Source organism: Candidatus Amarolinea dominans (genome assembly GCF_016704685.1).
In the GTDB taxonomy this organism is placed as follows: Bacteria; Chloroflexota; Anaerolineae; order SSC4; family Amarolineaceae; genus Amarolinea; species Amarolinea dominans.
In genome coordinates this window covers 38,111-61,840 of record NZ_JADIZS010000082.1, presented here as the reverse complement: position 1 = coordinate 61,840, position 23,730 = coordinate 38,111, and the positions used below count along the sequence as shown (strand labels likewise).

Below are 23,730 nucleotides of genomic sequence, written 5' to 3'. Positions count from 1 at the left end.
CAGGCGCCTCGCTCCCTGGAGTATACCATCGTCATGCTGAACCGTGAAACCGCCATGCTCATTCTGCAGCGCGGCAATCAGACCGGACGCGGCTACCCGCTCGACCAGGCCGAAATCATCATCGGGCGCAGCCCTGATTGCGACATCTTCCTGGATGATCGCCAGGTGTCACGGCGCCATGCGCGCGTTTTCCGTGAAGGCGACCGCTACCTGGTGGAGGATTTGGGCAGCAAGAACAACACGCATCTCAACGGCCGCGACCTGGCGGGCATCACCCCGCTGCAGGATGGCGATGAAATTCAGATCGCGCTGCGTTTCAAGCTGGCTTTCGTGGACGCCGAACAGACCGCGCCGCTGGTTTTCGAGCAGCCGCCACGCATACCGGTGCTGCACCTGGAACCGGACGCGCGTCAGGTGTTCGTGGGCGAGCGCACGCTCAACCCCCCGCTCTCCCTGCCCCAGTACCGCCTGCTGGAACTGCTCCTGGACGCGGCCGGCGGCGTGGTCAGCCGCGACGAGGTGATTCGCTGCGTCTGGTCCGAAGATGCCGAAGAGGGCATTTCCGAACAGGCCATTGATGCGCTGGTGCGCCGCCTGCGCGAGCGCCTGGCCGAACTCGATCCCGGCCATGCCTACGTGCTCACGGTGCGCGGGCACGGCTTCCGCTTCCAAAACCGCGCAGCAGACAGCAGCACGCAGTCTACCACCAGCGTCAAGTCATGACCACCACACCGCTCAGCCTGTACCTGCACATCCCCTTCTGCGCGCGCAAGTGCCCCTACTGCGACTTCAACACCTACGCGGGGCTGCAGGCGCTCTTCGAACCCCTGAGCGTGGCGTTGGCCCGTGAAATCAGCGCGGCCGGCGCCGCACGCGGCCGCCCGCCGGTGCATACCATCTTCCTGGGCGGCGGCACCCCCACCGTCCTGAGCGCGGGGCAACTGGCGCGCGTGCTCGACGCCTGCCACCAGGCCTTTACGATTCTGCCTGAGGCCGAAATTACCAGCGAGGCCAACCCGGGCACGGTGGATCGCGCCCGCTTCGCCGATCTGCGCAGCCTGGGGGTCAACCGCCTGAGCATGGGCGTGCAAAGCTTCGATGGGGACGAACTGGCTTTCCTGGGCCGCATCCACAGCGCAGACGATGCCGAGATCGCCTTTGCTCACGCCCGCGCCGCCGGCTTCGACAACATCAACCTCGATTTCATCTTTGGCCTGCCCCAGCAACAACCGGCTACCTGGCAATCCACCTTGCAGCGCGGCCTGGCCCTGGCGCCGGAGCATCTCTCGCTCTACAGCCTGATCGTCGAAGAGGGCACGCCGCTGGCGGCCTGGGTGGCGAGCGGTCGCGTGCCCGCGCCTGACGAAGACCTGGCCGCTGACCTGTACGAGATGGCGCAGGCGCGCCTGGTCGCGGCCGGCTATCAGCAGTATGAGATCTCCAACTGGGCGCGGCGCCATCCTGCGGGCGGCAGCTTTCAGAGCCAGCACAACCTGACCTATTGGCGCAACGCGGACTACCTGGGCTTTGGCCCCGGCGCCTTTTCTGGCGAACAGGGCCGCCGTTGGTCCAACCTGCGCAGCCCGGCCGAGTACATCCGGCGCAGCGACGCAGGCCAGCCGCTGCTCGATTCGGAGGAACAGGCGACGCCCGCCCTGGCCATGGGCGAGACGATGATGGTGGGGCTGCGCCTGCTGGACGAAGGGGTCAACCGCGCCGCGTTTCAGGCCCGTTTCGGCCTGGATGTCAGCGAGATTTATCCCGACATCCTGACGGAACTGGCGGCGGCCGGGATGATCGAAGTCACGCCGACCTGTGTCCGCCTGACCCCCGCCGCCGTCTTGATCGGCAACCGGGTCTTTGCACGCTTCTTGCCAGACTGACCCCTGGAATTCGTTTTCTTAGGAGACATCATGGATCATCGAACGTTGAAAGAGCGCCTGGCCGGCGCTTTTGTCGCCCTCATCACCCCCTTCGACGCCGCGGACCAGGTGGATGTGGCCGGTCTGCGCGGCAACGCGGCCTGGATGCTGACCCGCGGCCTGGATGGCATCCTCCTGCTTGGCTCCACGGGCGAGCAGGTGCATTTGAGCGAGTTCGAGCGCGCCCTGGTGCTCGAAGTGGGCCGTCAGCAGATTGCGGCCGACCGGCTGCTGATCGCGGGCGCCGGTCTGTCCGGCACGCGGCAGACCATCGAGGAGACCCGGCAGGCGGGCCGGGCCGGGGCCGATGTGGCGCTGGTGGTGACGCCCAGCTATTATCAGAAGGCGATGAACGCCGCCAATCTGACCAATCACTACCGCGCGGTGGCCGACGCCAGCCCCATCCCCATCATGCTCTACAGCGTGCCGCCCATCGTCAATGTGACGCTGCCGGCCGAGTCGGTGGCCGCGCTGGCCGGGCATCCCAACATCATCGGCATGAAGAACAGCGGCGGCGACCCGCAGATGGCCGGCCTCTATCGTGAAGCCGCGGCCGGCCACGATTTCATCATTCTCGGCGGCTCCGCGCACGCCGCGCCCGGCTTCCTGTTGACCGGCCTGGTGGATGGCGTGATCCTGGCCGCGGCCAATGTGCTGCCCGAAGCGGCCGCCAACCTGGTGCGGGCAGCCCGCGACGGCGACATCGCCGCGACCCGCCGCTATGGCGAGCTGCTGCGCCGGGTCAGCGAAACCGTCGGTCGTCATGGCATTGCCGGCTGGAAGGCCGGCCTGGCCGCCCGCGGCCAGGTGGGCGGATTAGCGCGCCTGCCCCTGCGCAACATCACCGACAGCGAGCGCCAGCAGGTGATCGCCTGGACCAACGAACTGGCTGCGGCCCTGTAGGTCCGGCCTCCTGGCCGGACAACATCGTCACCGTAGGCGTGACCTACGGTCGGACGACGTTATCGAACAGGGGTTGCCTCCATTGGGACAGCATCGGGCGGCGCTGCTTCCAGGAAAGTGAATGACTTCTGGACAGCCTGCCACACTGCATCGATGTCGGGGCGTGCTTGCGCCAAGCCGTCATTCATTGGAAATAATACAAAATGGTAGATTCTGTTGTTATGAACTACAAAGCTGCCGTCCGCTGCTCACCTGCACGCTTTCAGCAGTTCGCAGGCCCCCCGCGTGAGGGTTTCAGTACTATGGAGCGCCTGACCCTGTGACCTGGTAACTGCAAGAATTCTTCCCCCTGCCCGTGCCCCAAGCGCCAAACCTGGTCTGTCAGCGAAAGCGCTCCTCCAAAGGGTCAAGGGGCATATGTGGGCCGTGAATACAGCGTGATACCCCGGCGACATCGCCCAGAACCGTGCTGGACAGGAGGCGTGCCGACCGGATCAAATCGTCTTGAGTGTCACATCACCAGACGCACACCGCCGGTGTGCCTGGCGCTCGGCACGCTGCGGCTCATTGGCGCGCCCAGGCGGTATGTCGGCGCAGGCCGTCAACAGGATGATCGCCAGCAGTGTAATTATTGATGCTTTAAGTGATATGCGCATCGCCAGTCTCCTAGAGGGGCGTGACCTAACTCCGAACGATGTCGTCACACCTAAGACGTGACCGACAAAATGAGGTGTTATGACTGAAAAAAAACAAGAAAACCCTCTCCGTGTGAACCCGCTGAGCGGCATGAGCCAGTTCCGACGGCTGTTTGCGTTTGTGCAACCGTATCGCCGGCGTCTGGCGGTGATGCTGGCGGCGGTGGTTCTCGGCAGCATCCTGTCGCTGGCCGGCCCCTATGCCCTGCAATTTCTGATTGATGCGGTCTTCAGTCGCGGTGATGCCACGCTGCTCAATCAAATTACCCTGATCCTGATCGGCATCTTCGCCCTGCAAAGCGTCGTCTATTTCGTGCGCGGCTATCTGCTCGCCACGATCGGCGAACGCGTGCTGGCCGACATGCGCATCGCGCTGTTCGAACATCTGCAGCGCCTGTCGCTTAGTTTCTTCAACGAACGCCGCACCGGTGAGCTGGTCAGCCGCTTGACCAACGACGTGACCACGGTGCGCAGCGTCGTCACCGCGGACATCTCCACCGCGCTCTCGCAAACCCTGACCTTCATCGGCGCGTTCATCCTCATCATCGTCACCAACTGGCGCCTGACCGTCTTCATGCTGGTGCTGATTCCGCTGGTGATGCTCATTGCCATCCTCTTTGGCCGCCGTTTGCGCACGCTCTCCACCGCGGTGCAGGATCAACTGGCTGACGCGACCACCGTGCTCGAAGAGGCCATCGGCGGCGTGCGCGTGGTGCAATCGTTCACACGCGAAGCCTACGAGGTAGGCCGCTTTCGCCAGAGTATTCAGCAGACGCTGCTCCTGGCGTTCAAACGCATCCGCCTGAGCTCGCTCTTTGGCCCCCTGGCGTCCTTCATGGGCTTTGCCGCCGTGATCTCCATCTTCTGGTTCGGAGGGCACGAGGTGCTGGCCGGTCGCCTGACTGCCGGGCAACTGCTGATGTTCCTCATCCTCACCCTGACCATTGCCGGCTCCATCGGTCAGTTTAGCAGCCTGTGGACCGGCCTGCAAGAGGCGCTCGGCGCCAGTCGGCGCCTGTTCGAGATTCTCGACGCGCAGCCGGAGATCGCCGATGCGCCCGGCGCGCCGCCGCTGCCGCCGGTGCAGGGGCGTATCACCTTCGAGGGGGTATCGTTTGCCTATCGGGATAACCCCGCCGGCGCCGCCATCCTGACTGACATCACCCTGGATGTGCAGCCTGGCGAGGTGCTGGCGCTGGTCGGCCCCAGCGGCGCCGGCAAGACGACCCTGGTCAACCTGGTTCCCCGCTTCTACGATCCGACGGCCGGCCGCATCTGCGTAGACGGGTTCGACATCCGCACGGTGCAGGTTCACAGCCTGCGCAGCCAGATCGGCATCGTGCCGCAGGAGACGCTGCTGTTCGGCGGCAGCGTGCGCGACAACATCCTCTACGGCCGCCTGGGCGCCAGCGAGGCGGAGATGATCGAAGCGGCGCGCGCGGCCAATGCGCACGACTTCATCTTGCAGCTCCCCAACGGCTATGAGACCATCGTGGGCGAGCGCGGGGTCAAGCTCAGCGGCGGCCAGCGCCAGCGCATCGCCATTGCCCGCGCCATCCTCAAGAACCCGCGCATTCTCCTGCTGGACGAAGCCACCTCGTCGCTGGACAGCGAAAGCGAGGGCCTGGTGCAGGAGGCGCTGGAGCACCTGATGCGCGACCGCACCAGCGTGGTCATTGCGCACCGGCTGTCCACGATTCAGAACGCGCATCGCATCGCGGTTTTGGAAGAGGGCCGCCTGGTGGAGTTGGGTACGCACGAGGAATTGATGGCGCAGGATGGCCTGTACGCGCGCCTCTACCGCATACAGTTCAAGCTCGACGAATCGCCGGCCACAACCTCCGTCAGCGCCGCCGACGCTGGGCCGGTCACAACACCCCGCCGGCGCTCCTTCAGCTTCCTCCCCGGCCTGGGCTGATCCAAAAATGTCTGAACGCAGGGACGCAAAGGATTCAGGAGTTCTCAGTTCAACGTGCTGGCAACCACCGCCCCGCTGATAACCAACTGGCGGGCGGTTTCGATCAGCGGGTACATCACGACATCTGTGGTCACAAACGGCACCTGTGTACGCACCAGCTCGTAGACGGGCGCGGTGCCCTGTCCCAGCCGCGTGTCAGGCCCGAGCACTTGACGGCGGAAATCAATACCCTGGCTGGCGGCCAGCAGTTCCATGGCCAGGATGGTCTCCAGGTTGCGCAGGATGCGCCGCGCCTGGCGTCCGGCAATCGGCCCATTGCTGACATGATCTTCGACATTGGCCGATGTTGGAATCGTATCGGCGCTGGCCGGGTGTACCAGGGCCTTGTTTTCACTGCACAGCGCGGCTGCGGTGTATTGCACCAACATGAAGCCGCTGTTGAGGCCGCCATCTGCGGTCAGGAATGGGGGCAGCACATGCCCGTTGCTATCCGCATCCAGCAGGCGGCTCAAGCGGCGCTCGGACATGTTGCCCAGCTCGGTCAGGGCCAGGCCCAGGTAATCGAAGGCAATGGCCAGCGGCTCGCCGTGAAAATTACCCCCGGAGATGACATCCACCGCGCCGCTCGCCTCATCCACAAAAATCAGCGGGTTATCGGTGGCGCTGTTCAGCTCGATCTCCACCACCCAGCGCGCGTACTTGATGGCATCCTCGCACGCGCCGTGGACTTGGGGAATGCAGCGCAGCGTGTACGCGTCCTGCGGATCAACCGGCGTGTGGCGGTGCGGCGGCACGAAGTCTGCCGACGGCGCGGGTTGGCGATCTTCCCCAAGAACACCGGGGCGGTCCCGTGTGAACTCCGAACCGGTCAACAGCTCGCGCAGGCGGGCCGCACATTCCACCTGGCGCGGGTGCGGCCGTGCGGCATGGATGCGCGCGTCGAAGGCGCGCGTCGTGCCGTGCAGCGCTTCCAGCGACAGGCAGCCGGCAATGTCGGCCACGCGGGCCGCGTTTTCGGCCTCAGCCACGGCCAGGCAGCCGAGCGCAGCCATCAGGCCTGTACCGTTGGTCAGCGCCAGGCCCTCTTTGGCCTGCAGCGTCAGCGGCGCCAGGTCAACCCGCGCCAGCGCGGCCGCGCCCGGCAAAATCTCGCCCTGCACCTCCGCCTCGCCCAGGCCGATCAACACCAGGCTGACGTGCGCCAGCGGCGCCAGGTCGCCGGACGCGCCCAGCGAACCTTGCCGGGGCACCACCGGGTGTACCCCGCGCTCCAGCAGGCGCAGCAGGAATTCGATCACCTGCGGCCGCACGCCAGAATGTCCCAGGGCCAGCGTGTTGGCGCGAATGAGCATCATCGCGCGCACGACATTGGTGGGAAAGGGCGCACCGACGCCCACCGCGTGGCTCATCAGGATGTTGCGCTGCAACTGGGTCGTCTGCTCTGGGGAGATGAAGATGTTCTTGAACGCGCCAAAGCCGGTGGTGATGCCGTAAACGACCTGTTCTTGCGCGATGATCTGCTCGACGGCAGCCTGTGCCCGCCGGACGCGTGCCTGCGCCGCGTCGTCCAGGCGCAGGTGCAGGGTTCCCGGCGCGGCCTGCGCCACGCGTACAACCTGGGCGATGGTAAGCGATTGCCCGTCAAGCACTAATTCGAAAAAGCCAGCAGTCATGGAACGTGAGAGCCTCCTTGCTCCGCGAGAGTGACCCTATTTTACCACAGGTGGTGATCAACTGCGCGACAAAATAGGGCGGCAAGTTGCCAGGCATCCTGTTTTGGGGTATGATGACGGCGTCCCCCGCACCACATCCCAGGCGCGTCGCATGAGGCAAGAATCTGCATGAAAATCCTAGTTGTGGGCACCGGTTTTGTCGGTCTGACCCATGCTGCCGTGTGCTCTGAGTTTGGTCATCAAGTCTACGCCTACGACATTGACCAGGTCCGCATCGAAGCCTATCAGAGCGGAGACCGTCACCGCATCGAAAGCTATGTCAACGAGCCAGAACTGGCCGATGTGATTGCTGAGAACCTTGATCGCCACCTGTTCTTCGTGTCGGACGCAGCACAGATCCGTGAAGTCATCGAAGGCACCCAGGTCATCTTCTTATGCCTGCCCACCCCACCCCTGCGCAGCGGAGCCACCGACCTGAGCTACTATCTCAAGGCAGTTCATCAACTGGGCGAGCTGCTGACTCAGCGCCGCGATCAGCGCCGGGTGGTTTTGGTCAACAAGAGCACGGTTCCGGTGGGTACGGCACGCAAGCTGCAAAAGGTGCTGACAGAGCACGGGGTACCCAACTTTGGCGTCGCGTCCAACCCGGAGTTCCTACCCGAAGGCAACGCGGTCGAGCGTTCACGCAAGCCGGACCGGGTAGTTGTGGGCGCGGACACGAACGAAGATTTCAACGTGCTGCGTCATGTTTACCCACAGTTCGTCAACCATGTACGCATTCGCTACATCGAAACGACCCCGGAGACGGCCGAGGCGATCAAGTATGTGGCCAATACGCTGCTGCTGACCTACATCTCCTTCTGGAATGGGGTGGGCGCACGCCTGGCGGAAACGTTCGACAACATTGATATGGCGCAGCTCAAGCTGGGCGTCACCGCGGACGAACGCATCAGCACGTGGGGTTCGTATGTCAGCAACGGCGCCGGCGGCAGTTGTTTTGGCAAGGACATCCAATCGCTCACCTATCAGTTGAGCCGCCGCGGCAAGTCCACCGATCTGCTGCGCTCGGTGTACCAGATCAACGAGTATCAGAAGAGCTACCTGATCGAGCGTGCGGTACACGAGGCGCTTTTCAATTTCAACCATAAAACGGTGACCTTGCTGGGGCTGGCCTTCAAGAAGCACACCAATGACATACGTGACTCGTCTGCGCTCAAGGTCGTGGATAGCCTGCTGGCGCTGGGCGTCAAGGCGATCCGGGCCTATGACCCCCTGGCGACCGAGGAGGCGCAGCGTTACTTCGATCCGGCGCGCAATCACCTGTTCGAGAAGATCAGCTATCACGACAGCGCCCACGCGGCCCTGGAAGGCAGCGATGCCCTGTTCATCTCGACCGATTGGGAGGAATTCCGCGGTATTTCTAATGAGATCGAGCAGACCTCGCGGCCGCCCTATCTGATCATTGACGGCCGGCGCATGATTTCTGACTTTGCCGAACTGGTCGCGCGCGGTTACACCTATCTGGCTGTGGGCGCGCCGGTGCTGCGACCTGACGCACCTGTTGCAGAGCCTGCGGAGGACGACGAGGAATAGATCAATCGAGGGAGATCGTCATGACGGGCAAGTATTTTGACGAGCTGACGGTGGGGATGCGGATCCAACACAGCCTGGGGCGCACGGTGACGGAGATGGATAATGTGCTTTTCAGTGCCCTGACGATGAACCCGCAGCCGCTGCATCTGAATGAGGATTTTGCCAGCCGCACGTCGTTTGGGCAGCGCATCGTCAATGGCATCTTCACGATGGGCCTGGTAGTTGGCCTGACCGTGCCAGAATTGACAGAGGGCACGATCGTGGCGAACCTGTCGTATGAGCGCGTAACCCATCCGCGCCCCGTCTTTCATGGCGACACCATCTACGTGGAGACAGAGGTGCTGGAAATGCGGGATTCCGCCTCCAAGCCCGACCGCGGCCTGGTGCGGCTGCGTCACATTGGCAAGAATCAGGCCGGTATGGTAGTGATTGAATTGGAACGGACGGTACTTTTTCTGAAGCGACCAATCTGAGAAGGTTGCGGGCGACCGAAGTCGCGGCAAGGATGATCAACCCTGCCTGCGCAGGCTAGCGCCGGACGCAGGAGCTTAAGCAGTGACACGAAAGGTGGGAAAACATGAAAGTTGGAGTTCTAGGCGCCGGGAATATCGGCGGTACGCTGGGCAAGCGATGGGCGCAGGCCGGTCATACGGTTCAGTTCGGCGTGCGTGAAGCGAACAGCCCTCATGTGCAAGCGTTTGTCAGCGAGCTGGGGGCGCAGGCAGCGGTTGGGACGATGGCCTCCGCCATTGCTTTCGGCGATGTCGTGGTCTTTGCCATTCCCGGCGGCGCCATGGAGGCAACCATTCGCACCCATGCCGCGGCCTTGAACGGCAAAATTGTCATTGATGCGGCCAACCGCATGGGCGCGCCGACCATGAACAGCGCTGCCATCTTCGCCGCCCAGGCGCCGAGCGCCAGGGTGTTTCGGGCGTTCAACAGCATGGGTTGGGAAAATCTCGTCAATCCTCGCTTTGGCGATCAACAGGCCGATCTGTTCTACTGTGGCGCGGGGGGAGACGCGCAGGTGGCCGTTGAGCAGTTGATCGCGGACGCGGGACTGCACCCCATACGCGTGGGCGAAATCGCCCAGGCGCCGTTGGTTGACATGGTGACAGGCTTGTGGTTTGCCCTGGCCAACGGCCAGCGCATGGGGCGCCACCTGGCCTTCAAGGTGCTAACCGACTGAGATAGGCAGGAGGTTTCATGGCCCGCGTCCGACGTTCCCTTTTGTTCATGCCCGGCGACAGTCTACGCAAAATCGAAAAAGCCACGCGGCTGCCGACCGACAGCATCATTATGGACTTGGAAGATGGCGTGGCGTTCAGCCGTAAGGCCGAGGCGCGGGCCACGATTGTGGAAGCCCTGGCCGGCCTTGATTTTGGCAGCCGCGAGCGCCTGGTGCGCATCAACCCGGTTGGCTCTGGGTTGGAGACGGCTGATCTGGATGCGGTGATGACCGGCCGACCGGATGGCCTGGTCTTGCCCAAGGTAGAATCTGCCGGCCAGGTACAAAAGGTCAGCGAGGCCCTGGCGCGGGTCGAACACGCGCAGGGATGGCCTGCGGGCGCAGTGCGCATGTTGGTGATCGTGGAAACGGCGCTGGGCGTCATGAACGTGCGCGAGATTGCGGCCGCGGATGACCGCGTGGATGCGTTGATGTTCGGCGCGGAGGACCTGGCCGGTGACATGGGCGCGACGCGCACGGCCGAAGGCTGGGAAGTATTTTATGCGCGCAGCGCGGTGGTGACCGCGGCCGCGGCCTATCGCCGGCAGGCGATTGACACCGTCTTTGTAGATTTGAACGACATGGATGGCCTGCAGCGGGAATGTCAGCGCGCCATGCAGATGGGATATACCGGCAAGATGGCGATTCACCCGCGCCAGGTCGAGGTGATCAACGCCGCGTTTACCCCGTCGGCTGAGGCGGTGGCTCAGGCGCGGCGCCTGATCGAAGCCCACGCTCGTCAGCAGGCCGCAGGCGCCGGCGCCTTTGCCTACGAAGGCAAGATGGTGGACATGCCGCTGATTCGCGCGGCCGAGCAGGTCATCGCGCGGGCCGGCCTGGTCGGTTCCGGGTCTTAGTTTTTGGGTAACCGTTCAGACCCTCACCCCCTACCCCCTCTCCCGACGACGGAACTGCTGTCGTCGGGAGAGGGGGCTGAGGTGTGGCCGCTCCCCCTCTCCCGTCGTGTGCTTTTCCACGACGGGAGAGGGGGCCGGGGGGTGAGGGCCTGAACGCTTACGTTTTTGGGAGGTTTGCCATGACGATCATGTCTGTTCAGCGCATCTGTCCACGTTGCCGGGCCGCCAATGCGGCGGAGGCAACGATCTGTCGCGCCTGTGGGGCGAACATCAATGACAAATTGGCTGTCACCCGCTTCGGTGGCTTGACCTTGCCGGCCATCACCCGCCGCGAGGTGGGGGCAACGGTGGCCGTGGCCACCGCGGCGCTGGCGCTGCGCCTCGCTCAGCGCCTGCTCGGCAACCGACTGACGCGCCCCGGCCCAGCCCCGGTCTCGTCGCCGGCCACCGCCCTCAGCGCGGAGCAGAAAGCGCCCGGCGTCACCGTGGTGCGCAGGACATGGTGGCACGTTAGTCGTAGTGACGGCAGCAGCCATTGGGGCAGCCAGCAGGACACGTGGGAAATCGAACCCCACGACGCGTGACCGCAGCCGTCCGTTACCCCCTGGCGGCCTGCCCCTGCACCCGCACGTCACCCCACCCAAACGGGTAGGCACACCTAACCACCGGCGAGTCGCGGCGCTACCCGCGCGACCTTTGTCAAGACCGCCCAATTCGCCGTTGACTTTTATGGCGCATTGCGTTATAGTGATGCTAATAAGATAGAGACAACCAATACCTATCTCGACTTGAGATCTGATGCCATGAGGGAGGGAACTGTGACCATTCGATCAATCATGACGACCAACGTGTTCGTGGTAAATGAAAAAGCGCCGCTCAGCGATGTGGCGCGTACCATTGTGGAGTGTCACCTGAGCGGTCTGCCTGTTGTCAATGACGAAGGCAGCATGGTCGGCATTATTTCAGAAAAGGACGTGCTGCGCGAAATGCACCCCCTCTTCCGGCACCTCCTGGAATCGCCTACCCCCAGCCTGGCTCATTCGGCCAAAGATGAGGGTTTCGATGACATCAGCGGCATCACGGCCGGTGAGGTGATGACCCGTCATGTACAGACGGTTTCTCCGGACACTCCGCTGTTGGAAGCCGCCGGCCTGATGGTGCTCTGGACCATTCGACGCCTACCCGTGGTCGAAGGCGGCAAACTGGTGGGGATCGTCAGTCAGGGCGATGTCTATCAGTCCATCTTCAGGCGTCAGTTCCATATGCAGCCCGCGCCCCTGGAATAGCGATGCTCAAGCCCAATCGGGATGTCGGTCTCGTCGGTCATGGCGCCTACGTGCCCCGTTACCGCCTGGCCGGCGAAGAGATTGCGCGGGTCTGGCGCGGAAAAGACGCCGGCTGGCCTGTCAAACAAAAGGCGGTAGCCGGAATTGATGAAGATACCGCCACCATGTCTATCGAAGCGGCGCGCAATGCCATGTGGCGCGCCGCGATTGACCCCAAAGAGCTGAAGGCGCTGTGGGTGGGCAGCGAATCTCACCCCTACGCGGTCAAACCAACCAGTACGATCGTAGCCGAATTTCTGGGCGCCTCGCCCGAAACCCTTGCCGCCGATTGGGAATTTGGCGGCAAGGCCGGCACCGAGGCGCTGCAGGCCTGCATCGCCCTGGTCGGCTCTGGCATGGCTGACTACGCCATGTGCATCGGCATGGACGCCGCGCAAGGACGCCCCGGCGACGCCCTGGAGTACACCACCGCAGCCGGCGGCGCGGCCGTCATCGTTGGGCCGGCGGAAGAGAGCGTGGCCATCATCGAAGGCTCCATCTCCTACGTCACCCATAGCATGGACATCTGGCGGCGCCCCGGTGCGCGCTACTACAGTAACGCCTTGCGCTCCACCGGCTCCGAAGCCTACAACGACCATGTCAAAGCAGCCGCCAGCCAACTGTTGAGTGAACTGGGGCGCAGCGCCGCCGACTACCAGCACGTGATCTTCCATCAGCCAGACAACAAAGTCCCGCGGCGCGCCGCAGAAGCCCTGGGTTTTTCCTACGACCAATATGCCGCGGGGTTCCTGGTTGAGGATATCGGCAGCACTCATGCCGGTTCGGTCCTGCTTAGCCTCAGCGCGGTCCTGGATGTGGCTACGGCTGGCGAACGCATCCTGGTGGTGTCATTTGGCGCGGGCGCCGGCAGTGACGCCTTTTCCCTGGTGGTCACTGACCGCATCTACGCCCCGCGCTTAGCCGCGCCCTGTGTCAGCGATTATGTCAAGCGTCGTCGGGACATTGATTACGCAACCTATGCCAGGTTTCAAGGCAAGTTTTATTCCAATTAGAAATTTCCAGATCAGTTTCTGAATGACGGGGACGGAAAACCAGGGGACAACGGAGACTAACATGCGCGATGCCTACATCATCGGCGTCGGCCAGACAGCCGTCGGGCGCCATAACGATCTGAGCCTGCGGGTCATGGCAGCACGCGCCGTCGAAGCCGCCATGCACGATGCCGGGGCTGAGTCGGTGGAAGGTTTGTATGTCGGCAACATGCTGTCGGGCGTCCTGCTCAACCAGCAGCACCTGGGCGCACTCATCGCGGACGCGGCAGGCCTGCGCGGCATTGACGCCGCCACCGCCGAGGCCGCCTGCGGATCGGGCGGGGCAGCGGTACGCTGGGGCGTCATGGCAATTGCCAGCGGGCAGCATGACATCGTCGCGGTCTGCGGCGTCGAGAAACTGACCGCCACCGATCCACGGATCACGACACGTGGTTTGGCCATGGCCGCCGACTACGATGAGGAAGCCTCGCATGGCGTCAGCTTCGTGGCCCTCAACGCCATGATCATGCGCCGCTACCTCTACGAATACAGCCTGATCCCCGAAGACCTGGCCTATTTCCCCATCAACGCCCATCACAACGGCGCACGCAACCCCAACGCCATGTTCCAGAAGGCGGTTGATATGCGCACCTACCGGCGTTCACCGGTGGTAGCCGATCCGATTCGCGTGCTGGACGCCTCCCCCATCTGCGATGGCGCGGCCGCGCTGATTATTTGCTCGGGGGACCGCATGGCGGAGATCAAGGCCAGCGGCCGGCCGTTCGCACGTGTGCTGGCCTCGGCCAATGCCACCGATTCGGTCGCCGTTCACAGCCGTGCAACGCCCATGTTCCTGCAGGCCTCGTACCTCTCCAGCCGCCGGGCCTATGCACAGGCGGGCCTCGAACCACAGGACATCAACTTCTTCGAGGCGCACGACGCCTTCAGCGTGATGGCGGCGCTTTCCCTGGAGGCTTGCGGCTTTGCCGGGCCGGGTAAGGCGCACGAGATGGCCAAAGAGGGGGAGATCACCACCGAAGGCCGCCTGCCCATGTCAACCATGGGGGGCCTCAAGGCACGCGGCCACCCCGTCGGCGCCACCGGTGTTTATCAGGTCGTGGAGGCCTACCTGCAACTGACCAGCCGCGCCGGCCCCAACCAGGTGCAGAATGCGGCCATCGGCATGACGCAAAACATCGGCGGCAGCGGCGCCACGGTCGCCACCCATATTCTGCAACGGATGAACTAAAGTAGGGGCGCACCCTTGCGGTCGCCCACGCGGGCAGGCGCAAGGCCATGCCCCTACCCCGGATTATGGAGAAATTTGTAGGGGCGCACCCTTGCGGTCGCCCACGCGGGCAGGCGCAAGGCCATGCCCCTACCCCGGATTATGGAGAAATTTGTAGGGGCGCACCCTTGCGGTCGCCCACGCGGGCAGGCGCAAGGCCATGCCCCTACCCCGGATTATGGAGAAGCCGGGGCATGAACAGCGCATGACGCACGTCAAACAGAACAGCGCAACACAAAACACCAGCATGGCGCGCGCCGCGGCCCTGGTCATGGGCTTCTTCATCGTCAGCCGCGCCCTGGGGCTGCTGCGAGAAGTGGTCATCGGCGCGCAATTTGGCACCAGCGCCGAGCTTGATGCTTACCTGGCGGCCTTCCGCGTGCCAGATCTGCTCTTTCAACTGGTGGCCGGCGGCGCGCTTGGCTCGGCCTTCATCCCCACGTTCGCCGCACGCCTGCTGCAAGGAGACCGCGCCAAAGCCTGGCGGCTGGCGAGTGCTGTTGCCAACTTGATGGCTCTCCTGCTGACGCTAACCGCCATCCTGGCCGCGGTGAGCGCGCCCTGGCTGGTGCGTCACCTGTTGGCGCCTGGCTTCAGCGCGGCGCAGCAGGCGCTGACCGTCAGCCTCATGCGCCTGATGCTCATCTCGACGATCATTTTTGGGATCAGCGGCCTGGTGATGGGCGCGCTCAATGCGATGCAACATTTCCTGGCGCCGGCCGCCGCACCGATCATCTACAACCTGGCGATCATCGGCGGGGCCTGGTTGTTGGGCGGCGCCCTGGGCGTGCGCGGCCTGGCCATCGGGGTGCTGGTGGGCGCGGCCGGCCATCTGTTGGTGCAGATACCCGCGCTCGTGCGCCTGGGCGCCCGCTACTTCCCGCTGTTGGACGTGCATGATGCCGGCGTGCGCGAGATCGGCCGCCTGATGGCGCCCCGCGTGCTGGGACTGGCCGCGGTACAGCTCAACTTCTGGGTGAATACCATCCTGGCGTCCGGTCTGCCCGAAGGTCGCCTGGCCGCGCTCAACTACGGTTGGTTGCTCATGCTCTTGCCGCAGGGTATCTTTGCCCAGGCCGTGGCCACCGTCGTCTTTCCCACCTTTGCCACGCAGGTTGCCCAGCACAACCTGGCGGCCCTACGCAGCACCTTCACCACGGCCCTGCGCACCATTCTTTTCTTCACCCTGCCGGCGGCCATTGGCCTGATCCTGCTGGCGCGCCCGCTGATTACGGTGCTCTTGCAGCGCAACGCCTTCACCGCGGCCTCCACGGCCCTGGTGGTGACAGCCCTGCAACTGTATGCGCTTGGGTTGGTGGGACATTCGGTGGTTGAAGTGGCGGCGCGCGCCTTCTACGCGCTGCACGACACCGCCACCCCGGTCGTGATCGGTGTGGGCGCCATGCTGCTCAACATCGTGCTCAGCCTGCTTCTGCTGGGGCCGCTGCAACATGGAGGCCTGGCCCTGGCGAACAGCATCGCCACCACGATCGAGATGGTCGCACTTCTCTGGCTGTTACGCCGGCGCTTGGGCGGGCTGCAGGCCGGGATGCTGGCGCCGGCGCTCTGGCGCACCGCCCTGGCCAGCACCGCCCTGGGGATCGTCGTCTGGGGATGGCAACAGGCGCCGGGAGTGTCCGGCGCCTGGTTGAAGGTGCTGCTTTGCCTGCCCCTCGGCGTCGGCGTCTATCTGACCGTCGCCTGGCTGGCACGCGCGGAGGAGTTGCAGGCCATCCGACACTTGCTCCGCCGCTAACGCCGTCCAGCACCAGGTTGAGCGAGGCGATGACCACCACCACGAGGCTGAAGCCGATGCCGATCAGGCCGCTTTCGTGGATATAGGGGATGCGCACGCCGGAAAAATTCCCGTTCCTTATCGGAAGCTGTCAGCGGTCAGGCGCAGGCCGTCGTGCAAACTCATTCGGGGTTCCCACCCCAGGTCACGACGGGCCTGGCTGGCGTCCAGGTAAGTGCGCGAGACTTCGCCCAGCTTGGCCGGGCCGTAGTGTGGCGCCAGGGGGTATTGGGTGGCCCCTTGCAGTTCTGCAAAAATGGTGTTGACGCTGGTACCCACCGCGCTGCCCAGGTTGTAGATGGCGCTGCCGGGTGTTTGCAGGGCCAACAGATTGCCACGCGCAATGTCGCCCACGTAAACAAAATCACGCACCTGTTCTCCGCTGCCGTTGATGGTGACCTCGCGGCCGGCAAGCATGGCGCCGGTGAAGATGGCGATGACGCCGGCTTCGCCCAACGGGTCCTGGCGCGGGCCATAGACGTTGGGATAGCGCAGGATCGTGTAGGCCAGGCCGTAGTTGTGTTGGTACAGATAGAGGTAATGCTCGACCGCATGCTTGCTGGCGCCGTAGGGGTCGAGCGGGTTGATAGGGTGATCTTCGGTGACCGGCACAAAGAGCGGCTCGCCATAGCAGGCGCCGCCGGTGGAGGCGTAGATGATGCGCTGGCAGTCATGGCGCCGCGCCGCTTCCAGCAGGTTGATCGAACCGAGCAGGTTGACCTCGGCATAGCGCGCCGGCTCGTGCAGCGATTCGCGCACGTTGGCCAGGGCCGCCTGGTGTGAGACCGCGTGCGGTCGGTGCGCGGCAAAAACCTGTTGCAAACCGTCCGCGTCCAGGATGTCAAGTTCGTAGAATGCAGAGACCTGTGGGTTCAGATTGGCGCGTTTGCCCGAGCTGAGGTTGTCCACCACAATGACCTCATGACCAGCAGCCAACATCACATCGGTGACATGCGAGCCGATAAAGCCGGCGCCGCCAGTGACCAAAATACGCATGTGAAACGTGTTCCTTTTCGAGTATTTCAAGCAATTCGAGTAAATTAGGGTAATTCCACGCCGGCAGGCGCAGTAGTATCGTGCAGACAGATTACTGCAAACAGGTCAGAATGTCAAGACGGTGGGAGGAAGTGCAGGAATTCATCCTTCATCCTTCAGAATCCGGTTTGCCAGCCAGCGGCGCGCGCGGGAGGGCAAGGGCTGCGCGGGCAGATCAACCAGGGCCAGATCGTACTCATTGCTGGCGAGGAGGATGTTGGCCTGGCGCAGTTCCAGGCGCAGGCGGGCGGGTCGGCCGGCGACGGGCGCGGTCAACGCGCCGACCGGTCGGCTGGCATCTGCTTCCAGCGCGGCAAGGCCGTGGGCCAGCGGCTCGTTGTCCAGCCAGGCCAGCCAGGTCAGGCCAGGCAACGGGGCGCGGGTGTCGTTGACGATCCAGATGGCGCCGCTGATGGCCTGGGGCCGGGCGCCAACCGGCAGTTGGTAGGCCAGGCAGATCAACACCGGCTGCAGGATGCGCTGCAACCGCGCGTAGGCCAGCTTGGGACGGCCATCGAAATCCAGCACGCTCCACGCAATCGTGGGCCACGGTTCGTTGAACTGCCAGAAGGCCAGTCCGCCGCAGGTGGCCTTGTGGCGCCGCAAATGCTCGATGGCGACCTGCAAGCCGGCCGCCTGTGCCGTCTGTGTGGCCGCGATTAGGGCAGGCAGATCAGCCGGGGGCGCCGGCGTCCCCGCCAGGGCTGCGTAATGGGCCAGCTTGCCCGCTTCAGCCTGGTGCAGGCGCCAGACCGGGGCGTCAGGCCACGGCTGTGCAGCCGGCAGGAAGTGCGCCAGCGACTCCGCGGCCGGCAGGGCGCTCAGCCCAAATTCGCTGCAAAACGGCGCCTGCAGCGCCTGGTAAGTGCGCAAGGGGGCGCGCCCGTGCCAGACGGCCCATTCATGCACATCGCCCTGGGCGGGCGAGGCAGGCACAAAGGGGCGCGTACCGTCCTCGGCCGCTACGGCGCGGGCCAGGCGCGCCAGCAGGTGTTGATTGCGCCGCACGCCCATCTCATTGCCGCCGCACCACATCGCCACGCTCGGATGGTGGCGCACCGCCTGCACGATGCCCCGCGCTTCGGCCTCCACGCGGTCGAGCCAGGCCGTTTCGTGCGGGTACGCGGCCAGAAAAAGGCAGGCAAAGGGAAATTCCTGCCAGACCAGCAGCCCCATCTCATCGCACAGGTCGTAGAAGGCCGCCTTTTCGCGCAGGCCGCCGCCCCACACCCGCAGCAGGTTGATGCCCGCCGCGCGCGCCGCGCTCAGCAGGCGCCGGTAAGTGGGCGGGCGCAGGCGTCCGGGCAGTGCATCGGCCGGCACCCAGTTGGCGCCGCGCACGAACAGCGGCTCGTCGTTGATATGCAGGCGCCAGGGTGCGGTTCCCGGACCGGCCAGCGGCGCCCAGGCCACTTGCCGCTGCCCAAAGCGCAGGCGACGCTGATCGAGTTGCGCGCCGGTGGCCGCGTCATGCAGCGTGACCTCCAGCCAGTAGAGGTGCGGAAAGCCGCGCTCCCACGGTTCCCAGGGCGCCAGGGTCAGCGGCGGCAAGATCACAGGCGCCGTTTGCGGCCCAGGGGAAAGGGTCAGCGCAGTCGTGTGCGCCCAGGCCTGGCCTTCGAAATTGGCCGGCGTGACACGCAGCGTGGCCTGCACGGCGCACAGCGCGGTCGCGTCCAGGGTCATCTCAACAGTCCAGACGGGCGCATCGCCGGCAGCCTGACCGGACATGGGCGCCGACGCGTGCGGAGGCTTCAGCGCCAGGATGGTCGCCGGGCCGCTGCTGTGCAGGCTCACCTCGTCCCAAATGCCCACGGTGCGCAGGCGCGGGGCAAAGTCCCAGCCGAACTGCATCGGCGCCTTGAGATGATCGAGGCGTTCGGGGATGGGGCCAAGCGCGGCCGCGGCGCCGCTCAGGCGCTCCAGGGCGAAGAGCAGCCGCTCGCGCCGGCTGTGATGCTGACGCGGCCAGCCGGCCGGCCCGGTCAGGCGCACGGCCAGTTCGATCGCGGCAGCAGGCGGCGCCAGGCCGGTCAACTCAACGGTGTGGGGCGCGAACATGCCGGTGCTGCGCAGAACGCACCGTTGATTGACGAAGACCGCGGCGTAGGTATCCAGACCGTGGAAGGTGATGAAGGTGCGCTGCGCAGGCGCCAGGTCAAGGGTCAGCGTGGTGCGATACCACCAATCAAGCGCATCCACCCAGGCGCAGGCGCGCAGGTTGGCGCCCACGAATGGATCGGGAATCATCCCGTGTGCCAGCAGATCGCTGTGTACCTGCCCCGGTACCGTGGCCGGCCGCCAGGCGGTCACCGCAGCCAGATCGGGCGCCTCCGGCCCGGGCCAGGGCTGTGAGTCCACAGAGCCAAATTCCCAGGCAGATTGGATCAACATCGGACGCCTCTCACTTTCGTAACGGTGCGCCAGCAAAAACTCGTGAAAATTCGTGGCCGGTTCCTGGCGGCCAGCAGAGTCTTGCCACGAATTGGCTTCTGTGAAATTCGTGAAAATTCGTGTAATTCGTGGCAGATCTCCTCCGCTCCGCAACATAGGCACTCGGTTTGGTAGCAAAAATGCTTGACGCCGGACAAGGCGTATGTTAGAATCGTGCCCCTACTCAATGGTGGAGGACGAACGATGTATCCAATTGCACCGGGTGGCGCCAAGTTACTGTTGATCAGCCCGCCGGACCATGAACACCGGGAATGGCGGGGAACGCAGCCGCTTGGCATCGCCTATCTTGCGGGCTATTTACGCCAGCACGGCGCACGCGCCGACCTGCTGGACGGCAACTGGGGCGATCACCCGCTGCCGCTGGATGAGATCGTCGCCTATGCCCTCGCTGGCGAGTATGAAACGGTGGGCATCTCCCTGCTCACGGCCACCATCCCAACGGCGCGGGCGTTATCACAGCGCTTGAAGGCCCAGCGGCCGCGCTTGCAGATCATCTGGGGTGGTTATCATCCGACCTTTGCACCGTATGAATCGCTGAACGACTTCCCTGAAATTGACATCGTCGTGCGCGGTGAAGGGGAGGCGACGCTGCTCGAACTGCTGCAGGCCCAACAGAGCGGCCGACCCCTGGCAGAGGTGGCGGGCCTGGGCTACCGCGAGGGCAAGCGCATCAAGCTGACCCCTGCGCGCCCGCTTCTGCAAAACCTGGATGAGATACCGTTTCCGGCGCGTGATTTGCTGCCGCCGGTGAGCAGCTATCCCGGGTTTATGGACACGGTAGATCAAAAACCGCGCATCAAAGCGTCCCTCATTAGCAGCCGCGGCTGCCCCTTCCACTGTCATTTTTGCAGTATCATCACCTTTTATGCGGCATCGCCGGGCAAGAGCTGGCGGGGGCGCAGCGTGGCCAACGTGGTGGATGAAATGGAACAACTGGCGCGCCAGGGCGGCGTCAGTCACTTCGAGTTCCAGGATGACAACTTCTTCGTGCAGCCCAAGCGTGCGCTGGAAATTGCCGAAGCGTTGCGCGCGCGCGGTGTGGACTTCACATTTGCCTTTCTCACGCGCGCCGATCAGATCGTCAAAGGCGAGAAGTATTTCCCGGCCTTTCGGCAGGCGGGGTTGCGCTATGTGGGCGCCGGTCTGGAGAGCGGCAGCCAGGGCAGCCTGGATCGCCTGAACAAGGAAACCACGGTGGAGGAGAACAGCCGCGCCCTGGGCATCCTGTGGGGCAATGACGTGGCCGCCCAGGTGGATTTCATCATGTTCGAGCCAAATACCACCATCGAGGACCTGGAACAGAATCTGGACTTCATCGAGAGTCATGGCCTGTTTGGCTATTTCCCGCCGATCATTCTGTCAACGCTGGCCCTGTTTCCAGGCACGCGCTCGCGTGAGGAGGCAGAGGCTGCCGGCATCGCATTTGGCAGCGTGCATGAATCGTTGCCCTATCATTTTCAAAACCAGGACGCCGCCCAGGTCAAGGTGCTGTTGGATCAGACCATGGCGATCTTTGGTGCGGCCTGGTATGAGCTGGTCATTGACCTGCAGGATGAATTAGCGCGGCGCGAAGCCGAACTGGCCCGCGCCAACGGACAGGCCGCGTCCTTCTTGCCGCTGGTGAGGGAACTGAAGCTCGAGTACAGCGGTCTTGCCAGCCTCCCCTATCTGCTGCTCAAGCGCCTTCTGCGCGCAGGACGCCAAGCCGGCTTCCAGGCGTTGGAGGTCACGACGCTCATACGGCCCACGCTGTACGAATTCGATCTTGCCCGCACGCGGGTCGCCAGCGTGCGCGCGCGCCTGTCTGCGCTCACCTCACCTTAGTTCATCCAAGCTCAAATGGGCCAGGCGTGCCGCCAGCAGCGGCGGTACGCTCACCACGTCAGGCGGCAAATGCAAGCGAAAACAACGCGCTTGCTTCACCAGTTGTGCCAGCAGGTCCAGGTGCGCGGCGGCGGCGGCCGGCTGCTGCAAATCCACACTGAGCGGCAGGGCCTCGCTGAGCACGGTGCGTCCCGACAGCGGCTCGAATGTGCCATCGCGCGGCCCCTGCAGCGAAGGCACGATCAGCAGGCGCACGGGCGCCACCGCTTCCCTGGAATTCACGGCAGACATAGAGTCCGGATAGACTTCGGGTAAGAAAATGGTGGCCTTGCCATTGTCGGCGCGCTCATTGACAAACGGAGCCAGTTCAGGAAAAAAATCCACGGTGCGCGGGGTGACGTGCATGGTATTGAGGGTTGCCACCGCCAGGATGTCGCCCTGCGCGGCGCGCGTGAGCAGCGTCGCGTCATCGGACACGAAACGGAAGCCGGCGCGCACGCATTGCAGCATAGTGGTCGTTTTGCCAGCGCCCGAGGGGCCGGTAATCAGCACCCCCTGTCCTTGCCAGGCGAGAGCCGCGGCATGCAGCAGGAAGAAGCCGCGCGGGCGCAGCGCCTGATACAGGGTGGTGAAAAGAAGGCCGCTGAAGAAGGCAGCCGGCAACAGCTCCGGCCGACGCACATAGCCAACCGCACAACCGCGGCGCAGGTCCAGGCCAACGACAGCCAGTCCATGTCCGTAGTGTGAGAAGAGGTAGTCGCCGGTGCGAAACTCCCAAAAATCGCCCGCCTGCGGCGCGTCGGGCCAGGGAAAGGGCGGTGCGTCCGCCGCCGCCGCCACCAGGGTCAGGGTGAGGGTCGTGGCCGAGGCGGACGGTTGCTGGAGATGAGACAGCGGGCGTAACAGGCGTTGGTGCAGGGCGACCGGCGCCGCGGCCAGGGCAATATCTTCAGCACCGACACGCACTGTGGCCCAGGAAAGAGGACCTGCCTGTGCGCAGATCTGCTGGAGCGAAAAGAAGAAGTCGTCTGCGTTCACCATGAAGCCATACTTTATGTAACTGTGCAACTGTCCGTTCCTAACATAGCGGTTCGGCGTTGTCATGCAAGGGCATCCTGTCATGACACCGCTAACCTGTTTACGGACAGTGACTATCCAGGGCGGAAGGGGGGAGGCAAAAAACAAACGAACAGGGCAGTTGGCTAATGCGCAACTGCCCTGTTCGTTAGAATTCGGAAGACGTGACTTGGCGAAGCTCCGTTGCACGCACTCTCGTTCTGGACATTACCCAAGCACCGGGAATACCGGTCGGTGGCCAGGTACTCAGATTAGTAAAACGAATGTGGTAACGTTCCCAGCAGGCGAAGGGTTGGACATTGACTACCGACAGGTCGCGTAGCCAGTTGCGCCGAGAAAAGAGATTCACGACGCCTCCACCTTGAGTTTCCCGAGTATTACTGACCGGGCAAGGCGTTCGGGAAGTTCAGAGGCGGCGGTGTCGTCGCCAATGTAACCTTCTGGAGTCGCTGGTGCTTGATCAGTTTCGGGGCCTCGTAGGCCATCTTAGGATTCATGTTGATTCCTCCTTGCGCTAAGCATTGCGCTGATGTTTGGAAAGTACGTTCGCGACGGCACCCACGCAGTGTCGCCATTTAGGTAATCTCAGCCCGTTACAAACCCTTCGCTAGCTGGAGATTGGAGCTTCGCCAAGCACCACAAGATTTTCGTTTTCCATGTCGGAAACCAGCTTGCTCAGGTCTGCACGGGCTTGCGCTTCACTGATATCGTAACGCTCTAAAATAGAGGCTACTATATCCTGAAAGGAATGTTGTCCGTCCGCCATCTCCCACACGAGGGTGCCGATCTGGTTCAGGCTATAGTGATCGCCGGTCTTGAAGTCTACGATAATTGCTTCGCCATCAATGACACGTGCAATCAGTCGTTCTTCACGACGGTGAATGGTCAATTCATCGTTCAATCCGGTCACCGGATATCCTTCGCTCGTGATCGTGTCTGCGTAAACAGATGAGGATAGCGTAACGGGGACAAGTTGAGCCGATTATAGCATAGCCCCTTCCGGCTTGTCAAGCGCCCGCATGGCCCTCGCGGTACCTGCGGTAACTGCCAATTGACACAAGTGACACGTACTGCTAAAATTGTGCCGTTCGTTGTCTTCGGCCTCCCGTAGCCCCCACCTCTTTTTTTGTTGAACCAACGCGAATCTGTGA

The 23,730-nt window shown here is 63.7% G+C and carries 20 protein-coding genes; 14 read left to right on the top strand and 6 right to left on the bottom strand.

Going from position 1 to position 23,730, the window contains the following annotated elements; all coding sequences use genetic code 11:
- The first annotated feature begins 33 nt into the window (after nt 1-33).
- The 3 genes from IPF85_RS27935 to IPF85_RS27925 are packed head-to-tail and all read left to right on the top strand — an operon-like array spanning nt 34 to nt 2,825.
- Nucleotides 34-723, top strand: a complete 690-nt coding sequence (locus tag IPF85_RS27935; RefSeq protein WP_343411325.1) for an FHA domain-containing protein — start codon at nt 34-36, stop codon at nt 721-723.
- Nucleotides 720-1,883 carry a radical SAM family heme chaperone HemW gene (gene hemW, locus IPF85_RS27930; RefSeq protein WP_343411324.1) on the top strand — a complete coding sequence of 388 codons (1,164 nt, stop codon included), beginning with the start codon at nt 720-722 and terminating at the stop codon, nt 1,881-1,883. Before IPF85_RS27935 ends, hemW begins: the two co-directional genes overlap by 4 nt.
- 30 nt (nt 1,884-1,913) lie before the next feature.
- Nucleotides 1,914-2,825 (top strand): dihydrodipicolinate synthase family protein, encoded by a 912-nt coding sequence (locus tag IPF85_RS27925; RefSeq protein ID WP_343411323.1) that lies wholly within the window; start codon nt 1,914-1,916, stop codon nt 2,823-2,825.
- Between the two features lie 494 nt (nt 2,826-3,319).
- Here IPF85_RS27925 and IPF85_RS27920 read toward each other — a convergent pair whose 3' ends face one another.
- Nucleotides 3,320-3,481 carry a hypothetical protein gene (locus tag IPF85_RS27920; protein ID WP_343411322.1) on the bottom strand — a complete coding sequence of 54 codons (162 nt, stop codon included), beginning with the start codon at nt 3,479-3,481 and terminating at the stop codon, nt 3,320-3,322.
- Between the two features lie 79 nt (nt 3,482-3,560).
- Here IPF85_RS27920 and IPF85_RS27915 point away from each other — a divergent pair, with 79 nt between their 5' ends.
- Nucleotides 3,561-5,438 (top strand): ABC transporter transmembrane domain-containing protein, encoded by a 1,878-nt coding sequence (locus IPF85_RS27915; RefSeq protein ID WP_343411321.1) that lies wholly within the window; start codon nt 3,561-3,563, stop codon nt 5,436-5,438.
- A gap of 44 nt (nt 5,439-5,482) precedes the next feature.
- On the opposite strand, the gene hutH is transcribed toward IPF85_RS27915, so the two are convergent.
- Complete coding sequence (gene hutH / locus IPF85_RS27910; protein WP_343411320.1) at nt 5,483-7,111, bottom strand: histidine ammonia-lyase; 1,629 nt, start codon at nt 7,109-7,111, stop codon at nt 5,483-5,485.
- A gap of 168 nt (nt 7,112-7,279) precedes the next feature.
- On the opposite strand from hutH, the gene IPF85_RS27905 reads away from it, so the two are divergent.
- The 9 genes from IPF85_RS27905 to murJ all read left to right on the top strand — a co-directional run bounded on the left by IPF85_RS27905 (nt 7,280) and on the right by murJ (nt 16,150).
- The gene (locus tag IPF85_RS27905; protein WP_343411319.1) at nt 7,280-8,704 is read left to right on the top strand and encodes a nucleotide sugar dehydrogenase; all 1,425 of its coding nucleotides are present in this window, start codon (nt 7,280-7,282) and stop codon (nt 8,702-8,704) included.
- Between the two features lie 20 nt (nt 8,705-8,724).
- A complete protein-coding gene (locus tag IPF85_RS27900; protein ID WP_343411318.1) occupies nt 8,725-9,177 on the top strand; it encodes a MaoC family dehydratase in 453 nt (150 codons plus the stop codon).
- 104 nt (nt 9,178-9,281) lie between these two features.
- On the top strand, nt 9,282-9,893 hold the full coding sequence (locus IPF85_RS27895) for an NAD(P)-binding domain-containing protein (protein WP_343411317.1): 612 nt from the start codon (nt 9,282-9,284) through the stop codon (nt 9,891-9,893).
- 17 nt (nt 9,894-9,910) lie between these two features.
- Nucleotides 9,911-10,789, top strand: coding sequence for a CoA ester lyase (locus IPF85_RS27890; RefSeq protein ID WP_343411316.1), 879 nt, complete (start codon nt 9,911-9,913; stop codon nt 10,787-10,789).
- A gap of 179 nt (nt 10,790-10,968) precedes the next feature.
- On the top strand, nt 10,969-11,373 hold the full coding sequence (locus IPF85_RS27885) for a hypothetical protein (protein WP_343411315.1): 405 nt from the start codon (nt 10,969-10,971) through the stop codon (nt 11,371-11,373).
- 234 nt (nt 11,374-11,607) lie between these two features.
- Nucleotides 11,608-12,075, top strand: coding sequence for a CBS domain-containing protein (locus IPF85_RS27880; RefSeq protein ID WP_343411314.1), 468 nt, complete (start codon nt 11,608-11,610; stop codon nt 12,073-12,075).
- Nucleotides 12,076-12,077: 2 nt separating this feature from the next.
- Nucleotides 12,078-13,127 carry a hydroxymethylglutaryl-CoA synthase gene (locus tag IPF85_RS27875; protein WP_343411313.1) on the top strand — a complete coding sequence of 350 codons (1,050 nt, stop codon included), beginning with the start codon at nt 12,078-12,080 and terminating at the stop codon, nt 13,125-13,127.
- A 61-nt stretch (nt 13,128-13,188) separates the two neighbouring features.
- Entirely contained in the window at nt 13,189-14,355 is a 1,167-nt protein-coding gene (locus tag IPF85_RS27870; protein WP_343411312.1) for a thiolase domain-containing protein, read from the top strand.
- A gap of 244 nt (nt 14,356-14,599) precedes the next feature.
- Complete coding sequence (gene murJ, locus IPF85_RS27865) at nt 14,600-16,150, top strand: murein biosynthesis integral membrane protein MurJ (protein ID WP_343411311.1); 1,551 nt, start codon at nt 14,600-14,602, stop codon at nt 16,148-16,150.
- Between the two features lie 117 nt (nt 16,151-16,267).
- Here the strand turns inward: murJ and IPF85_RS27860 are convergent, their stop codons facing one another.
- Both IPF85_RS27860 and IPF85_RS27855 read right to left on the bottom strand, forming a co-directional pair.
- Entirely contained in the window at nt 16,268-17,185 is a 918-nt protein-coding gene (locus tag IPF85_RS27860) for an NAD-dependent epimerase/dehydratase family protein (protein WP_343411310.1), read from the bottom strand.
- Nucleotides 17,186-17,326: 141 nt separating this feature from the next.
- Nucleotides 17,327-19,618, bottom strand: a complete 2,292-nt coding sequence (locus IPF85_RS27855) for a glycoside hydrolase family 2 TIM barrel-domain containing protein (RefSeq protein ID WP_343411309.1) — start codon at nt 19,616-19,618, stop codon at nt 17,327-17,329.
- 243 nt (nt 19,619-19,861) lie between these two features.
- Here IPF85_RS27855 and IPF85_RS27850 point away from each other — a divergent pair, with 243 nt between their 5' ends.
- Nucleotides 19,862-21,502, top strand: a complete 1,641-nt coding sequence (locus tag IPF85_RS27850; protein ID WP_343411308.1) for a radical SAM protein — start codon at nt 19,862-19,864, stop codon at nt 21,500-21,502.
- Here the strand turns inward: IPF85_RS27850 and IPF85_RS27845 are convergent.
- Nucleotides 21,494-22,606 (bottom strand): hypothetical protein, encoded by a 1,113-nt coding sequence (locus IPF85_RS27845; RefSeq protein WP_343411307.1) that lies wholly within the window; start codon nt 22,604-22,606, stop codon nt 21,494-21,496. The genes IPF85_RS27850 and IPF85_RS27845 overlap by 9 nt on opposite strands.
- 580 nt (nt 22,607-23,186) lie before the next feature.
- Nucleotides 23,187-23,489, bottom strand: coding sequence for a PqqD family protein (locus tag IPF85_RS27840; protein WP_343389889.1), 303 nt, complete (start codon nt 23,487-23,489; stop codon nt 23,187-23,189).
- Between the last annotated feature and the right edge of the window lie 241 nt (nt 23,490-23,730).